This window comes from Streptomyces sp. HUAS 31, assembly GCF_028198125.1.
GTDB lineage: Bacteria > Actinomycetota > Actinomycetes > Streptomycetales > Streptomycetaceae > Streptomyces > Streptomyces chartreusis.
On record NZ_CP116353.1, the window covers coordinates 9,546,797 to 9,564,235 of the forward strand.

At 68.7% G+C, this 17,439-nt stretch carries 11 protein-coding genes; 4 read left to right on the forward strand and 7 right to left on the reverse strand.

Annotated elements, in window-relative coordinates; genetic code table 11:
- Positions 1–72: 72 nt before the first annotated feature.
- A complete protein-coding gene (locus tag PGH47_RS41440; protein WP_271667793.1) occupies positions 73–1,521 on the reverse strand; it encodes a DUF1996 domain-containing protein in 1,449 nt (482 codons plus the stop codon).
- Positions 1,522–1,815: 294 nt separating this feature from the next.
- Between PGH47_RS41440 and PGH47_RS41445 the strand changes: the two genes are divergently transcribed.
- Positions 1,816–2,364 (forward strand): hypothetical protein, encoded by a 549-nt coding sequence (locus PGH47_RS41445; protein ID WP_271667794.1) that lies wholly within the window; start codon positions 1,816–1,818, stop codon positions 2,362–2,364.
- Between the two features lie 246 nt (positions 2,365–2,610).
- Positions 2,611–3,747 (forward strand): PQQ-dependent sugar dehydrogenase, encoded by a 1,137-nt coding sequence (locus PGH47_RS41450; RefSeq protein WP_271667795.1) that lies wholly within the window; start codon positions 2,611–2,613, stop codon positions 3,745–3,747.
- A gap of 177 nt (positions 3,748–3,924) precedes the next feature.
- On the opposite strand, the gene PGH47_RS41455 is transcribed toward PGH47_RS41450, so the two are convergent.
- The 5 genes from PGH47_RS41455 to PGH47_RS41475 form a co-directional block, all read right to left on the reverse strand.
- A complete protein-coding gene (locus tag PGH47_RS41455) occupies positions 3,925–5,100 on the reverse strand; it encodes a UDP-N-acetylglucosamine--N-acetylmuramyl-(pentapeptide) pyrophosphoryl-undecaprenol N-acetylglucosamine transferase (protein ID WP_271667796.1) in 1,176 nt (391 codons plus the stop codon).
- Complete coding sequence (locus tag PGH47_RS41460) at positions 5,097–5,375, reverse strand: hypothetical protein (RefSeq protein ID WP_271667797.1); 279 nt, start codon at positions 5,373–5,375, stop codon at positions 5,097–5,099. The genes PGH47_RS41455 and PGH47_RS41460 overlap by 4 nt, the downstream gene beginning before the upstream one ends.
- A gap of 36 nt (positions 5,376–5,411) precedes the next feature.
- Positions 5,412–6,056 carry a GAP family protein gene (locus PGH47_RS41465; protein ID WP_271667798.1) on the reverse strand — a complete coding sequence of 215 codons (645 nt, stop codon included), beginning with the start codon at positions 6,054–6,056 and terminating at the stop codon, positions 5,412–5,414.
- A 293-nt stretch (positions 6,057–6,349) separates the two neighbouring features.
- Positions 6,350–8,668, reverse strand: coding sequence for a SpoIIE family protein phosphatase (locus PGH47_RS41470; RefSeq protein ID WP_271667799.1), 2,319 nt, complete (start codon positions 8,666–8,668; stop codon positions 6,350–6,352).
- A gap of 268 nt (positions 8,669–8,936) precedes the next feature.
- Positions 8,937–9,833 (reverse strand): hypothetical protein, encoded by an 897-nt coding sequence (locus tag PGH47_RS41475; RefSeq protein ID WP_271667800.1) that lies wholly within the window; start codon positions 9,831–9,833, stop codon positions 8,937–8,939.
- A gap of 200 nt (positions 9,834–10,033) precedes the next feature.
- Here PGH47_RS41475 and PGH47_RS41480 point away from each other — a divergent pair, with 200 nt between their 5' ends.
- Complete coding sequence (locus PGH47_RS41480; RefSeq protein ID WP_030966747.1) at positions 10,034–10,213, forward strand: hypothetical protein; 180 nt, start codon at positions 10,034–10,036, stop codon at positions 10,211–10,213.
- Between the two features lie 44 nt (positions 10,214–10,257).
- Here PGH47_RS41480 and PGH47_RS41485 read toward each other — a convergent pair whose 3' ends face one another.
- The gene (locus PGH47_RS41485) at positions 10,258–13,554 is read right to left on the reverse strand and encodes a GH92 family glycosyl hydrolase (protein ID WP_271668282.1); all 3,297 of its coding nucleotides are present in this window, start codon (positions 13,552–13,554) and stop codon (positions 10,258–10,260) included.
- Between the two features lie 376 nt (positions 13,555–13,930).
- On the opposite strand from PGH47_RS41485, the gene PGH47_RS41490 reads away from it, so the two are divergent.
- The gene (locus PGH47_RS41490) at positions 13,931–17,206 is read left to right on the forward strand and encodes a family 78 glycoside hydrolase catalytic domain (protein ID WP_271667801.1); all 3,276 of its coding nucleotides are present in this window, start codon (positions 13,931–13,933) and stop codon (positions 17,204–17,206) included.
- Positions 17,207–17,439 lie beyond the last annotated feature (233 nt).

The following is a 17,439-nucleotide window of genomic DNA, read 5'->3' on the forward strand; positions in this document are numbered from 1 at the left end:
CCCGGTGACGCCCGGGTCCGGCCGGTATCGAACGCGGTGCGTCCTCCGCCCTGCCCTTCGCCGGTCAGTCGGTCATCGGCATGTGCGACCGGTGTTGATGCACTGGACCATGCGGTTCATCAGGCGCTCGTCGAAGACGTTGATGAAGTCGCCGTGGTCCGTGATCGGCTTGTGCATCTGCTCGGGGAAACCGTCCACCGCGTAGAACGGGGTGGATTGCCCGTCGTCGTCGATGCTGGGTGCGTCCACGTCGTAGACCAGGCGCTGGACCAGCTGCGGGATGGCCTTCATTCCGCTCGGGCAGGCACCGGTCCTCGGGTCCGTGAACGCCACGTGCGAGCGGTGGTTGGCACTGTCGGTGCTGCGACCGTCCCAGCAGCTCTGGAACTTGGACGTACGGACCACGCTGCTGCCTTGCGGGCAGATCGGGTACTTGTCCGTCAACTGGCGGTTCTCGAAGCCGGTGCAGCTCCAGGAGGCATTCGCGTTCGCGGTGCCGTTGGTGAATGCCTTGGCGTCGCCGGTGATGATCCGCAGGAACTTGGGCATCGCCACGACCCTGCCGCGCGGGCTGCCGACGAAGTTCAAGGTGACCTTGGAGGCGGTCAGGATCGTGCCGGTGTTGCCCTCGGCGCCACCGCCGAGTTCCTGGGCGTCGAACTCCCGCGTGCCGTCCTGCAGACGGAGCACCGGCCAGTAGTACGTGGACTTGTCGCCCTGATTGCGGCAGCTCGTCGCGGCGGCGGCGAACTCCTCGTTGGTGGTGAACGCGTCGTTGTCCTGATTGCCGACGTAGTCGTGGGTATGGTGCGCGCCGTTGTCGACGCCGGGGGCGACGATGATGTTGTCGGAGTTGTAGAGCTTGTTCTCGTTGACGCCGCACTGGGTGGTGAACCTGCCCGCGGAGGCGCCCCGCTGTTTGCGAGGGCTCTTCACATTGGGCCGGACCGTGGTGATGTCCACGAAGTCTGCGGCCACAGGGCCGTTGCCTTGGACGGCGGTGTCGTTCTGCTCCTGACCGGGACTCTGTTCTTGCACATCGGTGGCGCGCAGCGTGCATGAGGCGAGGGCTTCGAGGCCCTGTGGCCTGGTGCCCGAGCGGCCTATGGCTATCGCGATCCGGTCGATGGTCGCGGTGCGCCTGTCCTTCAGCGGAGCCATGATCGCGGTGGTGGTGAAGCTGCGGTCCTGCTGGATGGCCTTGGTCGAACTCCGCAGCTTCTGGTAAGCCTCGGCCACCTGTTCGTCGAGCAGCGCGAGTTCCTTGTCGACCTGCGTCCTGGCCCGCCCGGGGACGGAGGTCAGCTTGGCCCCGACATCGGGGCAGCTGATGGTGGAGGCCCCGCCTGCCGGATCGGCCGGGCCCTGGGGCGCACGTTTCGTGGAGTTGCCGTTCACGCTCTCGTGGGCAGAGGCGTACACGTTGACCGCGATCAGCGCTCCCGCTCCAAGAGCCAGACCTGCTGTGGCGGCGATGGCGCGCTGTGTTGTCTTCGAACGCTTGCGAGTGTTGTGTCGCATGGGATTCCTCTGAGGTGTTCGGCCGTCAGGTGTGCCGACGGCCTGGGCTGCTCAGAGTTACGGGTGGGGTGAGTGTGAGGGCGGGTCGTCGGGCGTCATGTCATGCCTACGTAAGAAATCAGTGGCCTTGAGCTGGACTTAGCCGGTCGCCTCTTACAGATGTCTTACATGTGGCCGACGGGCGCCGAGCGCCACTGGGTGGCCGCCTAACTTGAGCCGATGCGATCTCTCCGTACCTTGCGCGTGACGCTCTTGGTGACCGCTGCTCCGCTGCTGCTGGCAGGAGCCGGCTTGATGCACCCGCGACACCTGACGGCGACGACGGCAGGCCACTGGGCCGCGCTGCACATCGCCCTCCTGCCGGTCTTCCCGCTCCTTGCGCTCGGACTGCTAGTGCCCTTGTGGGGCAGGCCGCGCCCCGATGCGCAGGGAGTGCTGACGGTGCTCTGCTGGGCCGGATGCCTCTGCTTCGCCGCGTATTACTCGGGCCTCGACGCGGTGGCGGGCATCTCGGCAGGTGTCGTGGTGGACCACGGTGTGCACGGGGCAGCCGGCCGACTGTTCGTCGTCGGCGACGAGTTGGGCAAGGCCGGAGTGTACGGGCTGGCCGTGGCCTCGCTGGCCACGAGCGCGGCGCTGTGGCGGCGGTGCGGTGTGAGGGTGTTGCCCGGCGCCGCAATGCTGCTCGTCTCCTGTTGGTCGTTCGTCGACAGCCACATCTTCTGGCCGAGGGGTGTATTCACCATGCTTGGCTTCGCCGTGGCATTCGCCCTGCTGTCGGCGGCGGCACCCCGATCCGCCGAGGGCGTGCGGGAGCCCGGGCGGCCGACGAAGCGCGGTTAGGTGGCGGGGCGTTCGCCGGCCAGGCCGGCTCCGATGAACGCCAGTGGTCGTCACCGCTGGGCGCGTTCACTTCTCGGAAGCTGGTCTATACCAAGTGGCCGTGTCTCAGTATCCTCATCCGTAGCCGGCCAGTAGCACACCGCTCTCTCCCCCCACCCGCACCAGGTTGCGTGTCGGCGACGGCGGCACGGCACGACGGGCCCCGACTGCCGCGCGACCTGATTCACCGCCTCCAGGAGGAACACGGTGAGAGTTCGCACCAGAAGCACGGCGATCATCGGCACGGTCTGTCTCGTCGCTTCCCTCGCGCTGACCGCGGCGTCGGCCGATGAGCCGGCCGCCGCACGGCAGGCGCCCAAGGTCGCCCTCAAGAACGTGGCCACGGCCCAGAATCCGACGGCCGGCGCTGCCGGTCCCGGAGGGAAGCTCTGGATCGCCGAACGCCCGGGCACCGTAAGGATGTTGGACAGCAAGGGACTCAGCAAGCCCGTCCTCGACATATCCGCCGAGACCACCACCGACGGCGAACGCGGGCTGCTGGGCATCGCTTTCGACAAGAGGTTCGCGCACTTCTACATCTCGTTCACCAACCTCGAAGGCACCAGCACCATCGACGAGTTCGCCGTACGGAACGGCAAGATCCAGCCGCAGACCCGGCGTACGGTCCTCACCCAGACGCAGCCCTACCCGAACCACAACGGCGGCGACATCAAGATCGGCCCCGATGGCTACCTCTACATCGCACTCGGCGACGGCGGCTCGGGCGGAGACCCGCACGGCAACGGACAGAACCTCGACACTCTGCTCGGCAAGCTCCTGCGGATCGACCCGAGGGGCGCCAAGCCGTACGCCATCCCGCCGGACAACCCCTTTGTGAACGACCCGAAGGCGAAGGACGAAATCTGGGCGTACGGGCTGCGCAACCCATGGCGGTTCTCCTTCGACGCCGGCACCGGCGACCTCTTCATAGGTGACGTCGGCCAGAACGACTGGGAGGAGGTCGACTGGGCACCGGCGAGCAGCAAGGGCGGAGAGAACTACGGCTGGGGGCAGATGGAGGGCACGCATCCCTTCCGCGGCGGCACGGAACCCGCGAACCACGTGCCTCCGGTCCACGAGTACGACCGCACCAACTTCGGTTGCTCGGTGACCGGCGGCTACGTCTACCGGGGCAAGGCGATCCCGGCCCTGAAGGGTCAGTACGTGTTCAGTGACTACTGCGACGGCACCGTCCGCTCCCTGCAGATGAAGAACGGCAAGGTGACAGCCGTGAACGACCTCGGAGCCAACGGCGGCGAGGTCATCTCCTTCGCCCAGGCCGGCAACGGCGAACTGTATGTCCTCGCCATCGGCGGCAGCGTCTTCCGTATCGACCCGGCATAGCAATACCGGCAGGCACCGGCAGGAGCGCTGCGCGCAACCAGGGTGACCCGTGCGGTTGTTACCCGGCGGATCGAAGTCGATTGGACAGGGCACCGACGTATTCAACGACTCTGCCCTGCTCACTGACGTCGAGGCCACGCCGCACATCAACTCCAGGCGCCCGTAGCCGCAGGCTGGTCAGCCGGACGCGGCGGAAAGGATCACGTCCACGAGCCTGTCCGCCGCATCCGGCCTCCCGTGTGCCCGGGCCCGCCGCGCCATCTCTTCCCGCCGCGCGGGATCCGCGAGGAGCGGGCCCACCGCGTCTCGCAGCTGGTCTGCGGTGACGTCACCCAGGAGGGCGATGGCGGCACCGGCCTCCTCCAAGTGCCGTGCGTTGTGCTCCTGTTCGTTGCCCGCTGAGGAGGCGAGCGGGATGAACACGGCCGGTTTGCCCAGTGCGGTCAGCTCGGCCAGGGTCCCGGCCCCGCTCCTGGACACGACGACGTCCGCGAGAGCGAGGACTTCGGGCAGCTCTGGGCCCACGAACCCGGCGAGGTAGTACCGGCCGGCCGACGCCGCAGGGAGGGCCGCCGCGTACTCCCGCAGCTCCCCGACGTTGTCCGGGCCGCACTGGTGGATCACGTTTGCCCTCTCCAGCAGCCAGGGCAGGGCATCCCGCACGACGCCGTTGATCTGCTGAGAACCCTGCGCGCCGCCGGTGACGTACACGGTCGGCAGCCGACGGTCGAAGCTCTGCAGCCCCAGAGCCCGCACGGCCTTGTCCGCCTGCCCGGTCAGCACCTCCGGCCGGATCGGGTTGCCGGTGACCACCGCAGCGCCGCGTACCTCCTGCGGCAGAAGAGGGACGGTCGACTCGGAGGACACTGCGATCCGAGTCGCCGAACCGGCCAGTTTCCGGTTGGCGAGGCCGAGGCGCACGGTCTGTTCGTGCAGGACCAGAGGACGCCGGCACATACGCGCGGCCAGCCCCGCGGGGACGGCGACGTAGCCGCCGGTGGCGAGGACCACGTCCGGTTCGAAGCTGGAGATGATCTTCCTTGCCTGAGCCACGCCGAGCGGCACGCGTGCCATATCCCGCACGTTCGCTGCCGACATCATCTTCAACGGGTTGCTCGAACGGCGGATCTTGCCCGTGGCCACCGTGGCGAACGCGATTCCCTCGGCCGGCGCAATGCGCGCTTCCAAGCCCTCGGCCGTGCCGATCCACAGCACATCGAGGGCCCTGCCCTCCGTCGCGAGCCGATTCTGCAACGCACGGATCGCAGTGAGCGCCGGGTACGTGTGACCGCCGGTGCCCCCTCCGGTGACGATGAGGCGGAAGACGTCGGGGTTACTTGGTTCGTTCTTCACTCGGCGCACCCTATTGGCTGAGCGAGGGCGAGCCAGCCGCGGCCGTGGGTGTCCTCCGCGAGTTGCGGGCCGAGTGCGATCGGCAGCTTGTCGGCTGCCGTGCCGCCGCATCGCTCGCTGAGCCGCCGGGCCTGCCCGAAACCGTCGAGTTCATCCAGGAACCAGTTCTTGATCTCTCCCTCCGCGTACGAGTTCTCGAATGCCGGTGTGATGAATACCCGACAGACCGTGTGGGCTGCCGGGAATTCCGCGAGATGCTCCGGGGGCAGCAGCACCGCAGACGCGTGTTGGGGGACACCGGGTCGTCCGAGTCAGGCGACCAGTTCGGCGATGCTCCGGGCTGTCAGCGACAGGCCGAAGAGTAGGGAGAGCGTGACGATCAGTTGTTCCTGGTGCTGCTCCAGCCAGGTCCGCAGGGCGTTCAGGCGGGCGTTCGCGACTGCGGGTGCCCAGACCACGTACAGCTCCATGGCGATCAGACTGAGCGTGGCCAGCAGGCAGTAGCCGGTCAGGGCGAGCCAGTCGGCCAGGGTGGAGAGGTTGGCGTCGACGGCGGTCGCGGCGCCGGCGCCGACCAGTGCCCAGGGCTGGAACACCCATGCCAGGCCGGCTGCCGTGACCGCTGACATGTCGTCGATCCGGGCGGTCCAGCGGGGCGGGCTGTGCGGGCGGGGCGGTCGGTGGTGTCGGTACGCGCCGTACAGCACCAGCGCCAGGCCGATGGCGAGTTTCGCATCGATCGCGGCGGTCGAGGGCACGCTGTGACGGGCGGGGGGCTGACCGCCGGTCAGGAGCACCACAACAGCGATCACCACAATCAGGTTGGCCAGCCACGACAACAGGAACGCCAGGCCCAGGCGAACGCCGCGCCGCGAGGGGAGCAGCAGGATGAACGCGCTGTTGTGCAAGGGCCCCAAGGTGATGGCCGTACCGATGACGACCAGATCGAGGACCATCGGATCAGCCGTTCCTGGGTGTCAGGGCGACCGTCACTGGGTGCACCGTACGCTCCTCCGGACTGACATTCTCGGATCCCGTCAGGAAGGAACCAGTGGGAATCCGCCCCATCCTTTTGGGCAGCGGCGCGGATGGGTCGTGGGCGGTCGTCGTCACGACAACGACGGTGCACCAACGCAACCAGGCTGCTCCGGCGACACGCCCACGTGGCAGTGTCCTCGTCGCCATCGACGACGCAGTTCGAGCCGGACACGGCGTGTGCCGGCCGGTTCCGTGGTTGCCGTCCGGTCCGTCACAGCCGGAGGGTGAACCACGTGGTCTTCCCCCGTTCGTCCGGGCGGACCCCCCAGCTGTCGGCGACTGCGTCGACGAGGATGAGGCCGCGTCCGGATTCGTCGTCCTGTGCGGCGAGCCGGGGCTGGGGGAGGTGGGGGCTGAGGTCGCTGATCTCGATGGCGAGTTCGGTGGTGGTGCGGCGCAGTTGGAGGACGAGTGGGCCCTCCGCATGCTGGACCGCGTTGGTGAGGATCTCGGAGACCAGCAGTCTCGCGTCGTCGGCCGCGGACGCGCACTCCCACGCGGTGAGGTTGTCGACCACGAACGAGCGGCCCGCGGGTACCGAGGATGCCTCGGCCGGCAGTTCCACGGAGGCTGCGGCCAGTGGCGCGGCGGGGAGCTGGGCCAGGAGCAGGGTGACGTCGTCGTCATGGCCCTCGGGGTCCGGCAGCAGGGCGGCGAGTACGTGGTCGGCGGTGGCCTCGAGGCGGCGCGTGCGGGTGAAGGCGTCGGCGAGGGTCGTGCTGAGCTTGTCGATCTCGTCCTCGATGTCGCTGCCGGGCGTCTCGACCAGGCCGTCGGTGTACAGCACGAGGGTGGCTCCGGGCGGGATGGCCGCGTCGGTTTGCTGGTAGAGGATGTCGCCGACACCGAGGGGGGCGTTCACGGGGGAGACGAGCCGGTGGACATCGTCGCCAGGAGTGGCGACGAGCGCGGGCAGGTGGCCCGCCGAACAGATGGTCACGGATCCGGAGTCCGGGGCGATGACCAGGTAGCAGCAGGTGACGAGCTGGTCGGGGACATCGAGATCGGCGACGACCGCGTCCAGGGCCTGCATGAGCTGGCGGGGCTGCATGCCGGTCTTGGCCAAGGCATGGGCGGCGGAGCGCAACTGGCCCATGACGGAAGCCGCCTCCAGGCCACGGCCCATGACGTCACCGATGAGGATGCCCACCCGGCCGGCGCCGAGCGGGATCAGGTCGAACCAGTCGCCGCCCACCCCCGGCCCCTGGGTGGCGGGACGATAGCGGCTCGCGGCCTCCAGGCCGGGGATGGCGGGCGGGGTGCCCATCAGGCTGCGCTGCAGGGTGAGGGCGATGTGCTTCTGCTGCTCGTACAGGGCGGTGAGCTCGGCCTCGGCACGCTTGCGGTCGCTGATGTCACGGATGATGGCGCAGGCACCGATGACCGTACGATCCGGGCTGTACGTGGGCCACAGAGTGACGTCCACATCGAGCGCGGCGCCGGTACTGGTGAGGCGGAGCGTTTCGAAGTGCTCTATCTTCTCGCCCTTGCGCAGCCGCTCCAGCAGCAGGGTGATCTCGTCCTTGCGCTCCGGCGGCGCCAGCATCGACACGTGCCGGCCGATGGCTTCCTCGGCCGAATAGCCGTACAGCTGCTGGGCGGCGACGTTCCAGTAGGTGATGCGGCCGTCGAGGGTCTTGGCGAGGATGGCGTCCTGGGAGGACTCCACGAGTGCGGCGAGCTCGTTGATCCGCGCCTCGGCGGCCTTGCGTTCGCTGACGTCGCGGACGGCGGCGGAGACGAGAAGTCCGTCGGCGGTCTCCAGCGGACTGAGGCTGATCTCGACGGGGAACTCGCTGCCGTCCTTGCGCAGCCCGTGGAGTTCGAGTCCGGCGCCCATGGGGCGTACCTGGCGGGTGGCGGCGTACCCCTCGCGGTGCTGGGTGTGGTGGGCGTGGAAGCGGTACGGGATGAGCAACTCCACCGGGTGTTCGAGGAGTTCGTCGCGTCGGTAGCCGAAGAGGACTTCGGTCTGGGCGTTGACGAGTTTGATGATTCCGGTGTCGTCGACGATCACCATCGCGTCCGGAGCCGATTCCAGTAGGCCGCGGAACCTTTCCTCGGCGGCCTTGCGTTCGCTGACGTCGCGGACGGCGGCGGAGACGAGAAGCCCGTCGGGAGTCTCGAGCGGGCTGAGGCTGATCTCGACCGGGAACTCGCTGCCGTCCCTGCGCAGTCCATGAAGTTCGTGTCCGGCGCCCATGGGGCGTACCTGGCGGGTGGCGGCGTACCCGTCGCGGTGGGCCGCGTGCTGGGCGCGGAACCTTCCGGGAATCAGCATTTCCACGGGGTGTTCGAGGAGTTCGTGGCGTCGGTAGCCGAAGAGGACTTCGGTCTGGGCGTTGACGAGTTTGATGATTCCGGTGTCGTCGACGATCACCATCGCGTCCGGAGCCGCTTCCAGCAGGCTCCGGAACCGGTCCTCGGCCGTTCCGGGCTGGTCCGCAGCGGGTGCGGCGTCGCGTCGACCGTTCGACCGCTCGGTGGTACCGGCCCCGTCGCTTGACGCCGATGCGATTACGTTGCTCATAGCGGCCCCAACTGCCTGACGGATTGCACGGAATGCAGTGAATCGCGCCATCCCAGCGCATCCTGGTCGCGGCCGTCCTCGCCTGACGCCTACTGGCTCTGCATCGGCCGTACCTGCCCGCATGCGATCGGTCGCTTCACCAGTGTGGCTGAACGGAAAGCGCCGACATGTCCGAGGGTGAGATCGAAGGGCCCGTCAGGTGCGCATCCACTCCGTTTTGCGGCTGAATTCCTCAGGGGCCATAGGAGAAATGCACCCGCGGTGCGGATCAGCGGTTCTTGAGGTCCCGGATGAGCAGGTCGGCTGCCGCCAGCTTCCGTGCGCTGTCCGCCAGTTCATCCGTCAGCCGGGTGATCTCCTTCGACAGGGTGCCGCGGACCGCGTCCATCTCCGCCTCGATCCGCTCCCGGGTCAGGGTCTCGTAACGACCCCATTCGTATGTGTTGCTGTGCTGCCGGGTGAGGATTTCGTTCTGCTCCTCGACGAGGGCCAGCCTTTCGGTCGGAATCTCGTTGAGCCGCTGACGCAGTTCCCGCACCTGCCGGTCCAGCCGGAGACGGTCTCGCTGAAGTTTCGCGATCTTCCGTTTCAGTTCGGCGTGGTCGGCGCGCTGCTGTCCGAGTTCTCTCTCCAGGTCGCGCAGCTCCGCTTCGACCTGAGCTTTCTCGTCGAGGAGCTCGCGGAACTCGTCGCGCGCCCGGTCCTCGTACGTTTTGAGGTCGGCCAGGATTTCCTGGAGTCCCTCCTTCGCGGCCTCCAACTGGTGGCTGGATGCGTCGCGGGGCGGACGTTCGTACTCGATGCTCGGGCTCGCGGGGAGCGAATACGCCGCCGGCTGGTCCGCCTGGACACGCTTTCGCTGTTTCTCCAGGCGGGCCAGGCGGTTCCACCTCTCCGCCCAGTCGGCGAGGCGAGGATCGTCGTGGCTGATCCGGACCGTGTCCTTGTTGTCTCCGCAGGCGACCAGGACGCGGACCAGAGCGATCAGGAACTCGCGTTTCGGCAGGCGTTTTCCGTGCAGCGCGTCATTGACGGTGGATTTCGGCAGCGTGACGGACACCGCGCGTTTGCTGATCTCCGAATGACTCGGACGGCCCGCCGCTATGTGAAGGTCACTCAGCTGCTCCGCGAAGGCCGCGAGTTCGTCTTCGTACCCACCGTTCACACATCCCCCTGCCGCAGCTCGGGCCCCATGCTAGGACCAGGTCGACGGCTTTCGCGGGGCATTCGCCCCACTCACTCCCACCCTGCCGGTCCCTTCCCGGATCCTCCGATCCCTTCCGGTCCGCTCCGGCTTCGGACGATCGGTGCCGGGTCCTTCCGGTGCGCTCGCTCGCCGAGGCGCGGGCCGCTGGACTGGTCGGCATGAACGATGAAGAGAAGCACGAGACACGGATCGTCGAACTGGCCGCGCTGCTCGTCCTCCTGGGCCTGTCGGCCGCCGTGTACGTATGGGCCGGCCCGGCGGCACTGACCGCCGTGAGCGGCGTGGGGGCGGGGCTGTTCGCCACTTGGCGGTCCCAGCCCCGCCCACCCCGTCGCTGAAGCGCCGGACAGCGCGGAGTGCTACTTGAGAGTGGTGTGGAGGGCTACTTGAGAGTGACGGCGTAGATCTGCACTCGGGGATCGTTCGGGAGGCCGACGGAACGCACCGTCTTCGACGCGTCGAGGGCCGCCGACGCACCGAACAGCCGCACCGGCGGGCCGTCCACGCCCTGCCCGCGCTTGATCCGGTGCGGCATCTCCAGCACCACCGTGCTGCCCTGGGGTGTCGATCCCGCCCAGTCGCCCACGGTCACCGGCACCTCGGCGGTGCTGCCGTCGGTGTAGCGGACGGTGAGCGCAGTCGTCGCCGGACCGTGATGGGCCACGGCGACCAGGCGCAGGGCGCCGTACGACCCGGCCGGGAGCAGCATGGCCTGACCGCGGGCCTCGACGAAGTTCAGGGCCGTCCCGGACGGATCCGGAGCGTCGTACGTAACGCCGTCCCAGACGACCGGACCCGCCGCCGGCAGCAGATCACCGTCAAAGCTCCATCCCCCTCCGTCGAAGTCACCTTCGTCGGACGCCGCGACGGTCGCGGCACCGTCGTGGTTCACCTCCTTGCGCAGGTCGACGGCGCACATCTCACCAGCACCTTCCGCGCAACGGGCCGCCGCGCGTATCTCAATGGTCGCGAGGCGTTCCACGGGTTTCACACCCTTCACACCCTTCGCGCTCGCCGTGACCCGCACGGTGTACGTACCCGGCGCGGTGTTGGCCGGCACACTGACGTCCACCGCTGCCGTCCGCTGGACGGGAAGCCGATCGGACGTGAGCGAGAAGGACGCGGGCGTCTTCGCGGTCCAGCCACTGGGAGCCTTCGCCGCCACGTCCACCCGCAGGGTGCCGGGGGACTGACCCAGCACGTCCATCTGCAGACGGACGCTCTGAGCGCCGTCGGCCGTCGGCAGGACATCGGAAGCCGTGCGCAGCGAGGCGTCGAGGTGGCGGCGCCCATCGGCTGCCGCGCGGTTCACGGACGGCGGCTCGGCGCCCTTGCCCGTGCCCCATGTCGACGGCCGGCCGGACATCTCGAAGGCGAGGTTTCCACCCCTGGCTACCGCGTCCCAGTCCAGCCAGGTGGCGCTCAGGTTCTTCCCGCCGAACTTGGCCTGCCGCACATAGCGTCGCGTGTCGCTCGTACCCGGTGCCTTGACGGTCAGCGTGCCGCCCTGCTGCTTGCCGTAGTCGCCGATGCGGATGACCGCCGAGGGGAACTGCGGACTGGAGACGGCGAGGAAGTCGCCGCCGTTCGTCGTCGGGTACAGGCCCAGGGAGGAGAAGACGTACCACGCCGACATGGTGCCCAGGTCGTCATTGCCGGTCATGCCGTCGGGCCCGTCCGTGAAGAGTGTCATCGCGGCACGGACCACGGTGGCCGTCTTGGCGGGTGCGCCGGCCCACAGGTACATGTACGGGGAGTGCAGATCGGGCTCGTTGTTCGGGTTGTAGGTCGGCTTGCCGTAGTAGTCGTACGGTGCCGAGATCCAGTCCTCGCGTGCGGTCCTGGCGGGGTCGGCGAGGAGTCTGTCGTAGGCGAAGAAGGCGTCGAGCCGCTTCTCGGTCTCCCGCTTGCCGCCCATCAGAGAGACGAGCCCGGCCGGGTCCTGGGGCACCAGCCACTGGTACTGGTAGGCGCCGCCCTCATGGAACTGATGGCCCGCCTCGACAGGGTCGTAGGGCGTCAGCCAGGTGCCGTCGACCGTGCGCGGCCGGAACTGCTTGATGGAGGAATCCCACAGATTGCGGTACCACTGGCCGCGTGCCGCGAACAGGCGGGCGTCCGCGGTGTGCCCCAGCCCCTTGGCCATCAGGGCCAGCGACGCGTCCGCCGCCGCGTACTCCAGCGTCGCCGAGGCCGGGTGCCGGCAGTCGTTGTCGCCGCCCTTGTCCGCGCAGTCCTTCCCCAGTTCGAGCCCGCTGGGCATGTAGCCACGCTCGCTGTACGCGGCCACCCCCGCACGGCCGTTGTAGGGGGAATCGTCCGGCGGCGTGCTCACCGCGTTCTTCCGCAGGAGCGCGTACGCCTCCTTCTCGTACCCCGCGAGCAGGCCCTTGGACCAGGCCTCGACCAGGAACGGAGTGACCGGGTCGCCGGTCATGATGTTGGTCTCGCTGTTGGCGAGCGACCAGCGCGGCAGCCAGCCACCGTCCCGTCCGATCGCGACGACCGACAAGGCGACATCACGGGCGACCTTCGGTTGCAGCATCTGCAACAACTGGTTCTGCGGCCGGTGGGTGTCCCACAGCGACAGGTTCTGATACGGCGTGAAGCCCGAGGCGAGATGCGTCTTCCCGTCGAAGCCCGCATAGCGGCCGTCGACGTCCCCGGCGAGGTTCGGGTGCAGCTGCGAGTGGTAGAGCGCAGAGTAGAAGGCGCGTTGCCGCTCCTCCGACCCGCCGCCGATCCGGACGGCGTCGAGCTGCCGCTCCCAGGTCTCGTGCAGCGCCGTGCGGGTCGCGTCGAAGTCGTACGAGTCGTCCGTCTCCGCCTCGAGGTTCTTCCGGGCGCCTTCGACACCCGTGTAGGAGAGCCCCACCTTGACGACGACGTCGCGGTCGGCGGCGGCGTCGAAGGTCACCCAGGCGCCGTTGCCGCCCTCGCCGGCCGCGTCCCGTTCACCGGGGGAGGGAGTGGTTCCGCGCCAGGTGCCGTGCGCGGTGAACGGCCTGTCGAAGGTCGCCGTGAAGTAGACGGTGTGCCGGTCCTTGCCCGCGCAGAAGTTGCCCGCCTCCACGCGGCCCTCGACGGTACGGTCGCCGACGACGTGGACCTCCGAGCCGTACACCTTCTGGTTCGCCCTGCCCGTGTTGAACAGGACGTTGGCGCGGTCGGTCGAGGGGAAGGTGTAGCGCTGCCATCCCGTGCGGGGGGTGGCGGTCAGCTCGGCGTCGATCCCGTACTTCTTCAGCCCGACGCGGTAGTAGCCGGGTTCGGCGTCCTCGTCGTCGTGCGAGTACTCGGAGCGGTAGACATCGGGGTCGACGCTGTCGACGGCTCCGGTCGTCGGCATCAGGGGCAGCTCGCCCATGACGGAGCAGCCGACGCCGGAGAGGTGCGTCTGGCTGAACCCGAGGATCTTGTCCTGCTGGTAGTCGTAGCCTCCCTGGCCGCCGGTGTCCGGGCTGACCTGGACCATGCCGAAGGGTGCACTCGCGCCGGGGAAGGTGTTGCCGAAGTTCTGGGTGCCGATGAACGGGTTGACCAGGGAGGTGAGTTGGCCTGCCGCCGCCTCGGTGCCCTGGGCGACGGCCGGCGCCGGGCTCAGGGCACCGCCGGCGACGAGCAGTGCGGCAAACACGGTTGATGCGCGGTTGCGCAGTCGGTGCAGGGGTCTGTGCATGGAGGCGGTCTCCTGTTCCTCACCCGTCATGCGCTGTACGGCATGAGAAGTGATCGGCAAGTGACGGACACAGCGGCGGAATTGGCTCGGCTGTGGGTGCCGAGGAAGGGGCACATGGCTGGACGGAAGCGGACTAGATCACGCCTCTGACATCGTTGTCAATGGTTCTGGCAGGAGTCGGTTGGGGGCGTGGTTGCTCCAAGGGGCCAAGGGGGCCGGCATGTCGGCGTCTTCGGAGTCGAGAACTCCCGCCGGATCATCGCCATGACGCTTCCGGAGTCTTGTGGGCGGACATGGCTCGCTCATAGGATCCGAATGAAGGCTCGTTGAATCGTTTCATTCATTGAAGTGCGACCCAGTGAGCAGGGGAGTGGACATGCCCGGAAAATGGGACCGCAGGACCTTTCTTCGCGCCACCGCGGGAACGGTGGGCACCGGAATTCCCGCCCTCTCGGCGGCGACGCCCGCGACGGCGGTGCCGGCTCTCGGTCTCCAAGCCTCCGAGGCGGACGGGACCCGCGGGCTTCGCGTCACGCGCACGACCGTGGAGCACGCGGAGAACGTCCTCGGAACCGACGTGGCTCGTCCCCGACTTGCCTGGGAATTGTCGTCCTCGGGACGTGGTGCGCGGCAGACCGCCTATCGCATACAGGTGAGGGCCGGCGGGGCGGGGTGGGCCGGATCGCTGGTGTGGGACTCGGGCAAGGTGACGTCCCCGAACAGCGTCGGCGTGGCCTACGGCGGCCCGGCGCTGAAGCCCCGTACTCGGTACACCTGGCGGGTCAAGGTGTGGGACGGGCAGGGGAAGGAGTCGGCCTGGAGCGCGCCTCGCTGGTGGGAGACAACGTTGTCCCCGGAGGAGTGGGGCGCCAGTTGGATCGGCGTGGACTATCCCACGCCCCTCGACTTCACCGGTGCGTCGTGGATCTGGGCCACCGGGGCGAGCCTGGAGAACGCCCCCGTGGGCACCAGATGGTTCCGGTCCCACCTGGACCTGCCAGGCGACGGCGAGGTGCTCAAGGCCACCGTGCTGGCCACCGCGGACGACGACTTCACCCTGTACCTCAACGGCCGGGAGGCAGTGCAGGCGCCCCAACAGCAGGACGGCTGGAGGAGCGGTAGGACCGCCGACGTGACACACGAGGTGAGGGAGGCCGCGGCCGCCGGCACGGACGTCGTCCTCGCCGCGAGTGCCACCAACCGTGCCGGCGCCTCGGTCAACCCGGCGGGGCTGCTGGTCCGCCTGCGCGTGGAGACGTCGACGGGACGGACGTACGAACTCCTCAGCGATGCCGGATGGCGAGTGACCGACACGGAGCAACAGGGCTGGCAGGAGCCGGAGTTCGACGACTCCGCGTGGCCTCCGGCGGTTGTGCTCGCCCCGTACGGCCAAGGTCCCTGGGGTACGGGCGTGAGTGTCGCCGTGCCGGAGCGGCCGGCCCCGCTCCTGCGCAGGGAGTTCGAGGTACCGGGCCGGGTGAGCCGTGCCAGGCTCTACATCAGCGGCCTGGCCTACCACGAGGCACGGATCAACGGCCGGCGCGTTGGACGACAGGTGCTCGACCCAGGCTTCACCGACTACGACGAGACCGTGCTGTACGCCGTCCACGACGTCACGGAACTCCTGCGCCGGGGCGCCAACGCGATCGGAGTGAGCCTGGGCCGCGGGTTCTTCGGCATGACCACCCCGAACGTCTGGAACTGGCACCGGCCGCCTTGGCACTCCGAACCGCGCCTCGTCGCCCGCCTGGAGATCGAGCACCCCGACGGCTCCCGCACGGCACTCGTCACCGACGACCAGTGGCGGATCACCGAGGGGCCAACTCTCTCCAACTCCCTCTACGCCGGGGAGACATACGACGCCCGCCGCGAACCGGGCCCGTGGACCAGTCCCGGCTTCGACGATTCCTCCTGGCGCCCGGCCGCGGTGCAGGGTGCACCCAAGGGACACCTGCGGGCGCAGCCCCACGACGGAATCGAGGTCATCGACTCCTTCAACCCCAAGAAGACAACCCGCCTCGCCCCCGGGGTGCACCTGGTGGACATGGGCCGCACGATGGCCGGCTGGGCCCGGATCACGGTGCGCAACCTCCCCGCGGGCACCAGCCTCCAACTCACCTACGGCGAGAAGCTGAAGCCCGACGGCAGCGTGTCGGCCGAGACATCGCACGTCCCGGGCCGCTTCCAGCGCGACGAGTACATCTGCGCCGGCCGGGAGGAGGAGAGCTGGGAGCCCGCCTTCTCCTACAAGGGCTTCCGGTACGTCCAGATCAGCGGCCTGCCCGAGACGTCCGACGACGGATGGCGGATCCTCGGCCGCCTGGTGCACACCCCACTGGACGAGATCAGTTCCTTCGCCTGCTCGGAGCCCTTCTACGAATGGCTCGACCGGGCCATGCGGCGGACCGTGCTGAACAACATGCACGGCATTCCGACCGACACCCCGATGTACGAGAAGAACGGCTGGACCGGCGACGCCCAACTCGGCACACCGGTGATGACCTACGCGTTCGCCATGCACCGCATGCTGTCCAAATGGCTGGGCGACCTCGCCGACAGCCAGACGGACGACGGCCAGCTGCCCGTCATCGTGCCGAGCGGCGGCTGGGGCTACGGCGACCTCGGGCCCTCGCCCGAGTGGACGACCGTGTACCCGTTCCTCATCCGGGAGTTCTACCGGGTGTACGGCGACGAGCGGGCGGCGCGTGAACACTGGACGACGCTCACCCGGTACCTGGACTGGGAGTTGTCCCGGCTGCGCGACGGCCTCGCCGTCACGGCACTGGGCGACTACCTCGCCCCCGGATACGGCGGCAATCCCCCGGAGGACACCCGGCTGACCGCGACCGCCTACCTCTACCGGGCGCTGCTGGACACCGCCGACATGGGGGAGGTGCTGCGTGCCGACGACGTGGTGACGCGCTACCGGAAGGCCGCCGAGCAGCTGAAGACAGCCCTCAACGCGGCTTTCCTGGGCGCGGACGGCCACTACCGGACAGCCAAGGACCCCGACTACCGCCAGACCTCCAACGCGATTCCGCTCGCCTTCGGCCTAGTACCGGACAACGCCCGCGACTCCGTTTTCGACAGCCTGGTGCGGGACGTCGAACGCCGCGGAAACCACCTCAACACCGGTGCGCTGGGCACGAGCGTGCTGCTGCGGGTGCTGTGCGCGCACGGAAGGCCGGACCTGGCCCATGCCGTGGCGACGCAGCGCACCTACCCCGGCTGGGGCTACTGGCACGACAACGGCGCGGACACCATGTGGGAGATGTGGCCTCATGACTCCCGCTCCCGCGACCACTACTTCCAGGGCACCGCGGCCCAGTGGCTCTACGAGAACGTGGCAGGCCTGCGGCCCGGTGACGCCGGCTACGCGACGTTCACCGTACGGCCCGACGCCCGGACCGGGGTGGACTGGGCCCGTACGTCGATCCGCACCGTCCGGGGAACCGCGGGCGTCGCCTGGTCACAGACGGCGGACGGCTTCGCGATGGAGGTGCGGGTGCCGGTGGGCGCGATCGCGGAGATCCATGTTCCAGCGGAGGGCCGGGAGGAGGTGACGGCACCTGACGGTGCCCGGCATCTGCGTACGGACAGCGGGTTCGCCGTCTACCGGGTGCCGCACGGGACGTGGCGTTTCACGAGCTGACGGCGGGCGGGCAGCAGGGCCCTCAGCGCGAGTCGGCGGGGAACACAGGTCAGCCCTTGATGGCGCTGCCGAGTGCGCTCGGCCTGAGGCTTCGCGGCACGATGGCGCCGGATTCGGTAGTTCTCTACGTAGTTTCCTGGATGCCCCGCAGCGACCCGGGACGCGAAGATACGGGCCCCCGGGTTTCCCTGGCCGGAGCGAAAGGACCACGTGTTGGGCTGGATCATCTTTCT

What these genes read in the sequence shown, in the direction of transcription:
- PGH47_RS41440 (WP_271667793.1), bottom strand. Translation starts at nt 1,521, where the DNA reads ATGCGACACAACACTCGCAAGCGTTCGAAGACAACACAGCGCGCCATC.
- PGH47_RS41445 (WP_271667794.1), top strand. Translation starts at nt 1,816, where the DNA reads ATGCACCCGCGACACCTGACGGCGACGACGGCAGGCCACTGGGCCGCG.
- PGH47_RS41465 (WP_271667798.1), bottom strand. Translation starts at nt 6,056, where the DNA reads ATGGTCCTCGATCTGGTCGTCATCGGTACGGCCATCACCTTGGGGCCC.
- PGH47_RS41470 (WP_271667799.1), bottom strand. Translation starts at nt 8,668, where the DNA reads ATGAGCAACGTAATCGCATCGGCGTCAAGCGACGGGGCCGGTACCACC.
- PGH47_RS41480 (WP_030966747.1), top strand. Translation starts at nt 10,034, where the DNA reads ATGAACGATGAAGAGAAGCACGAGACACGGATCGTCGAACTGGCCGCG.
- PGH47_RS41485 (WP_271668282.1), bottom strand. Translation starts at nt 13,554, where the DNA reads ATGCACAGACCCCTGCACCGACTGCGCAACCGCGCATCAACCGTGTTT.
- PGH47_RS41490 (WP_271667801.1), top strand. Translation starts at nt 13,931, where the DNA reads ATGCCCGGAAAATGGGACCGCAGGACCTTTCTTCGCGCCACCGCGGGA.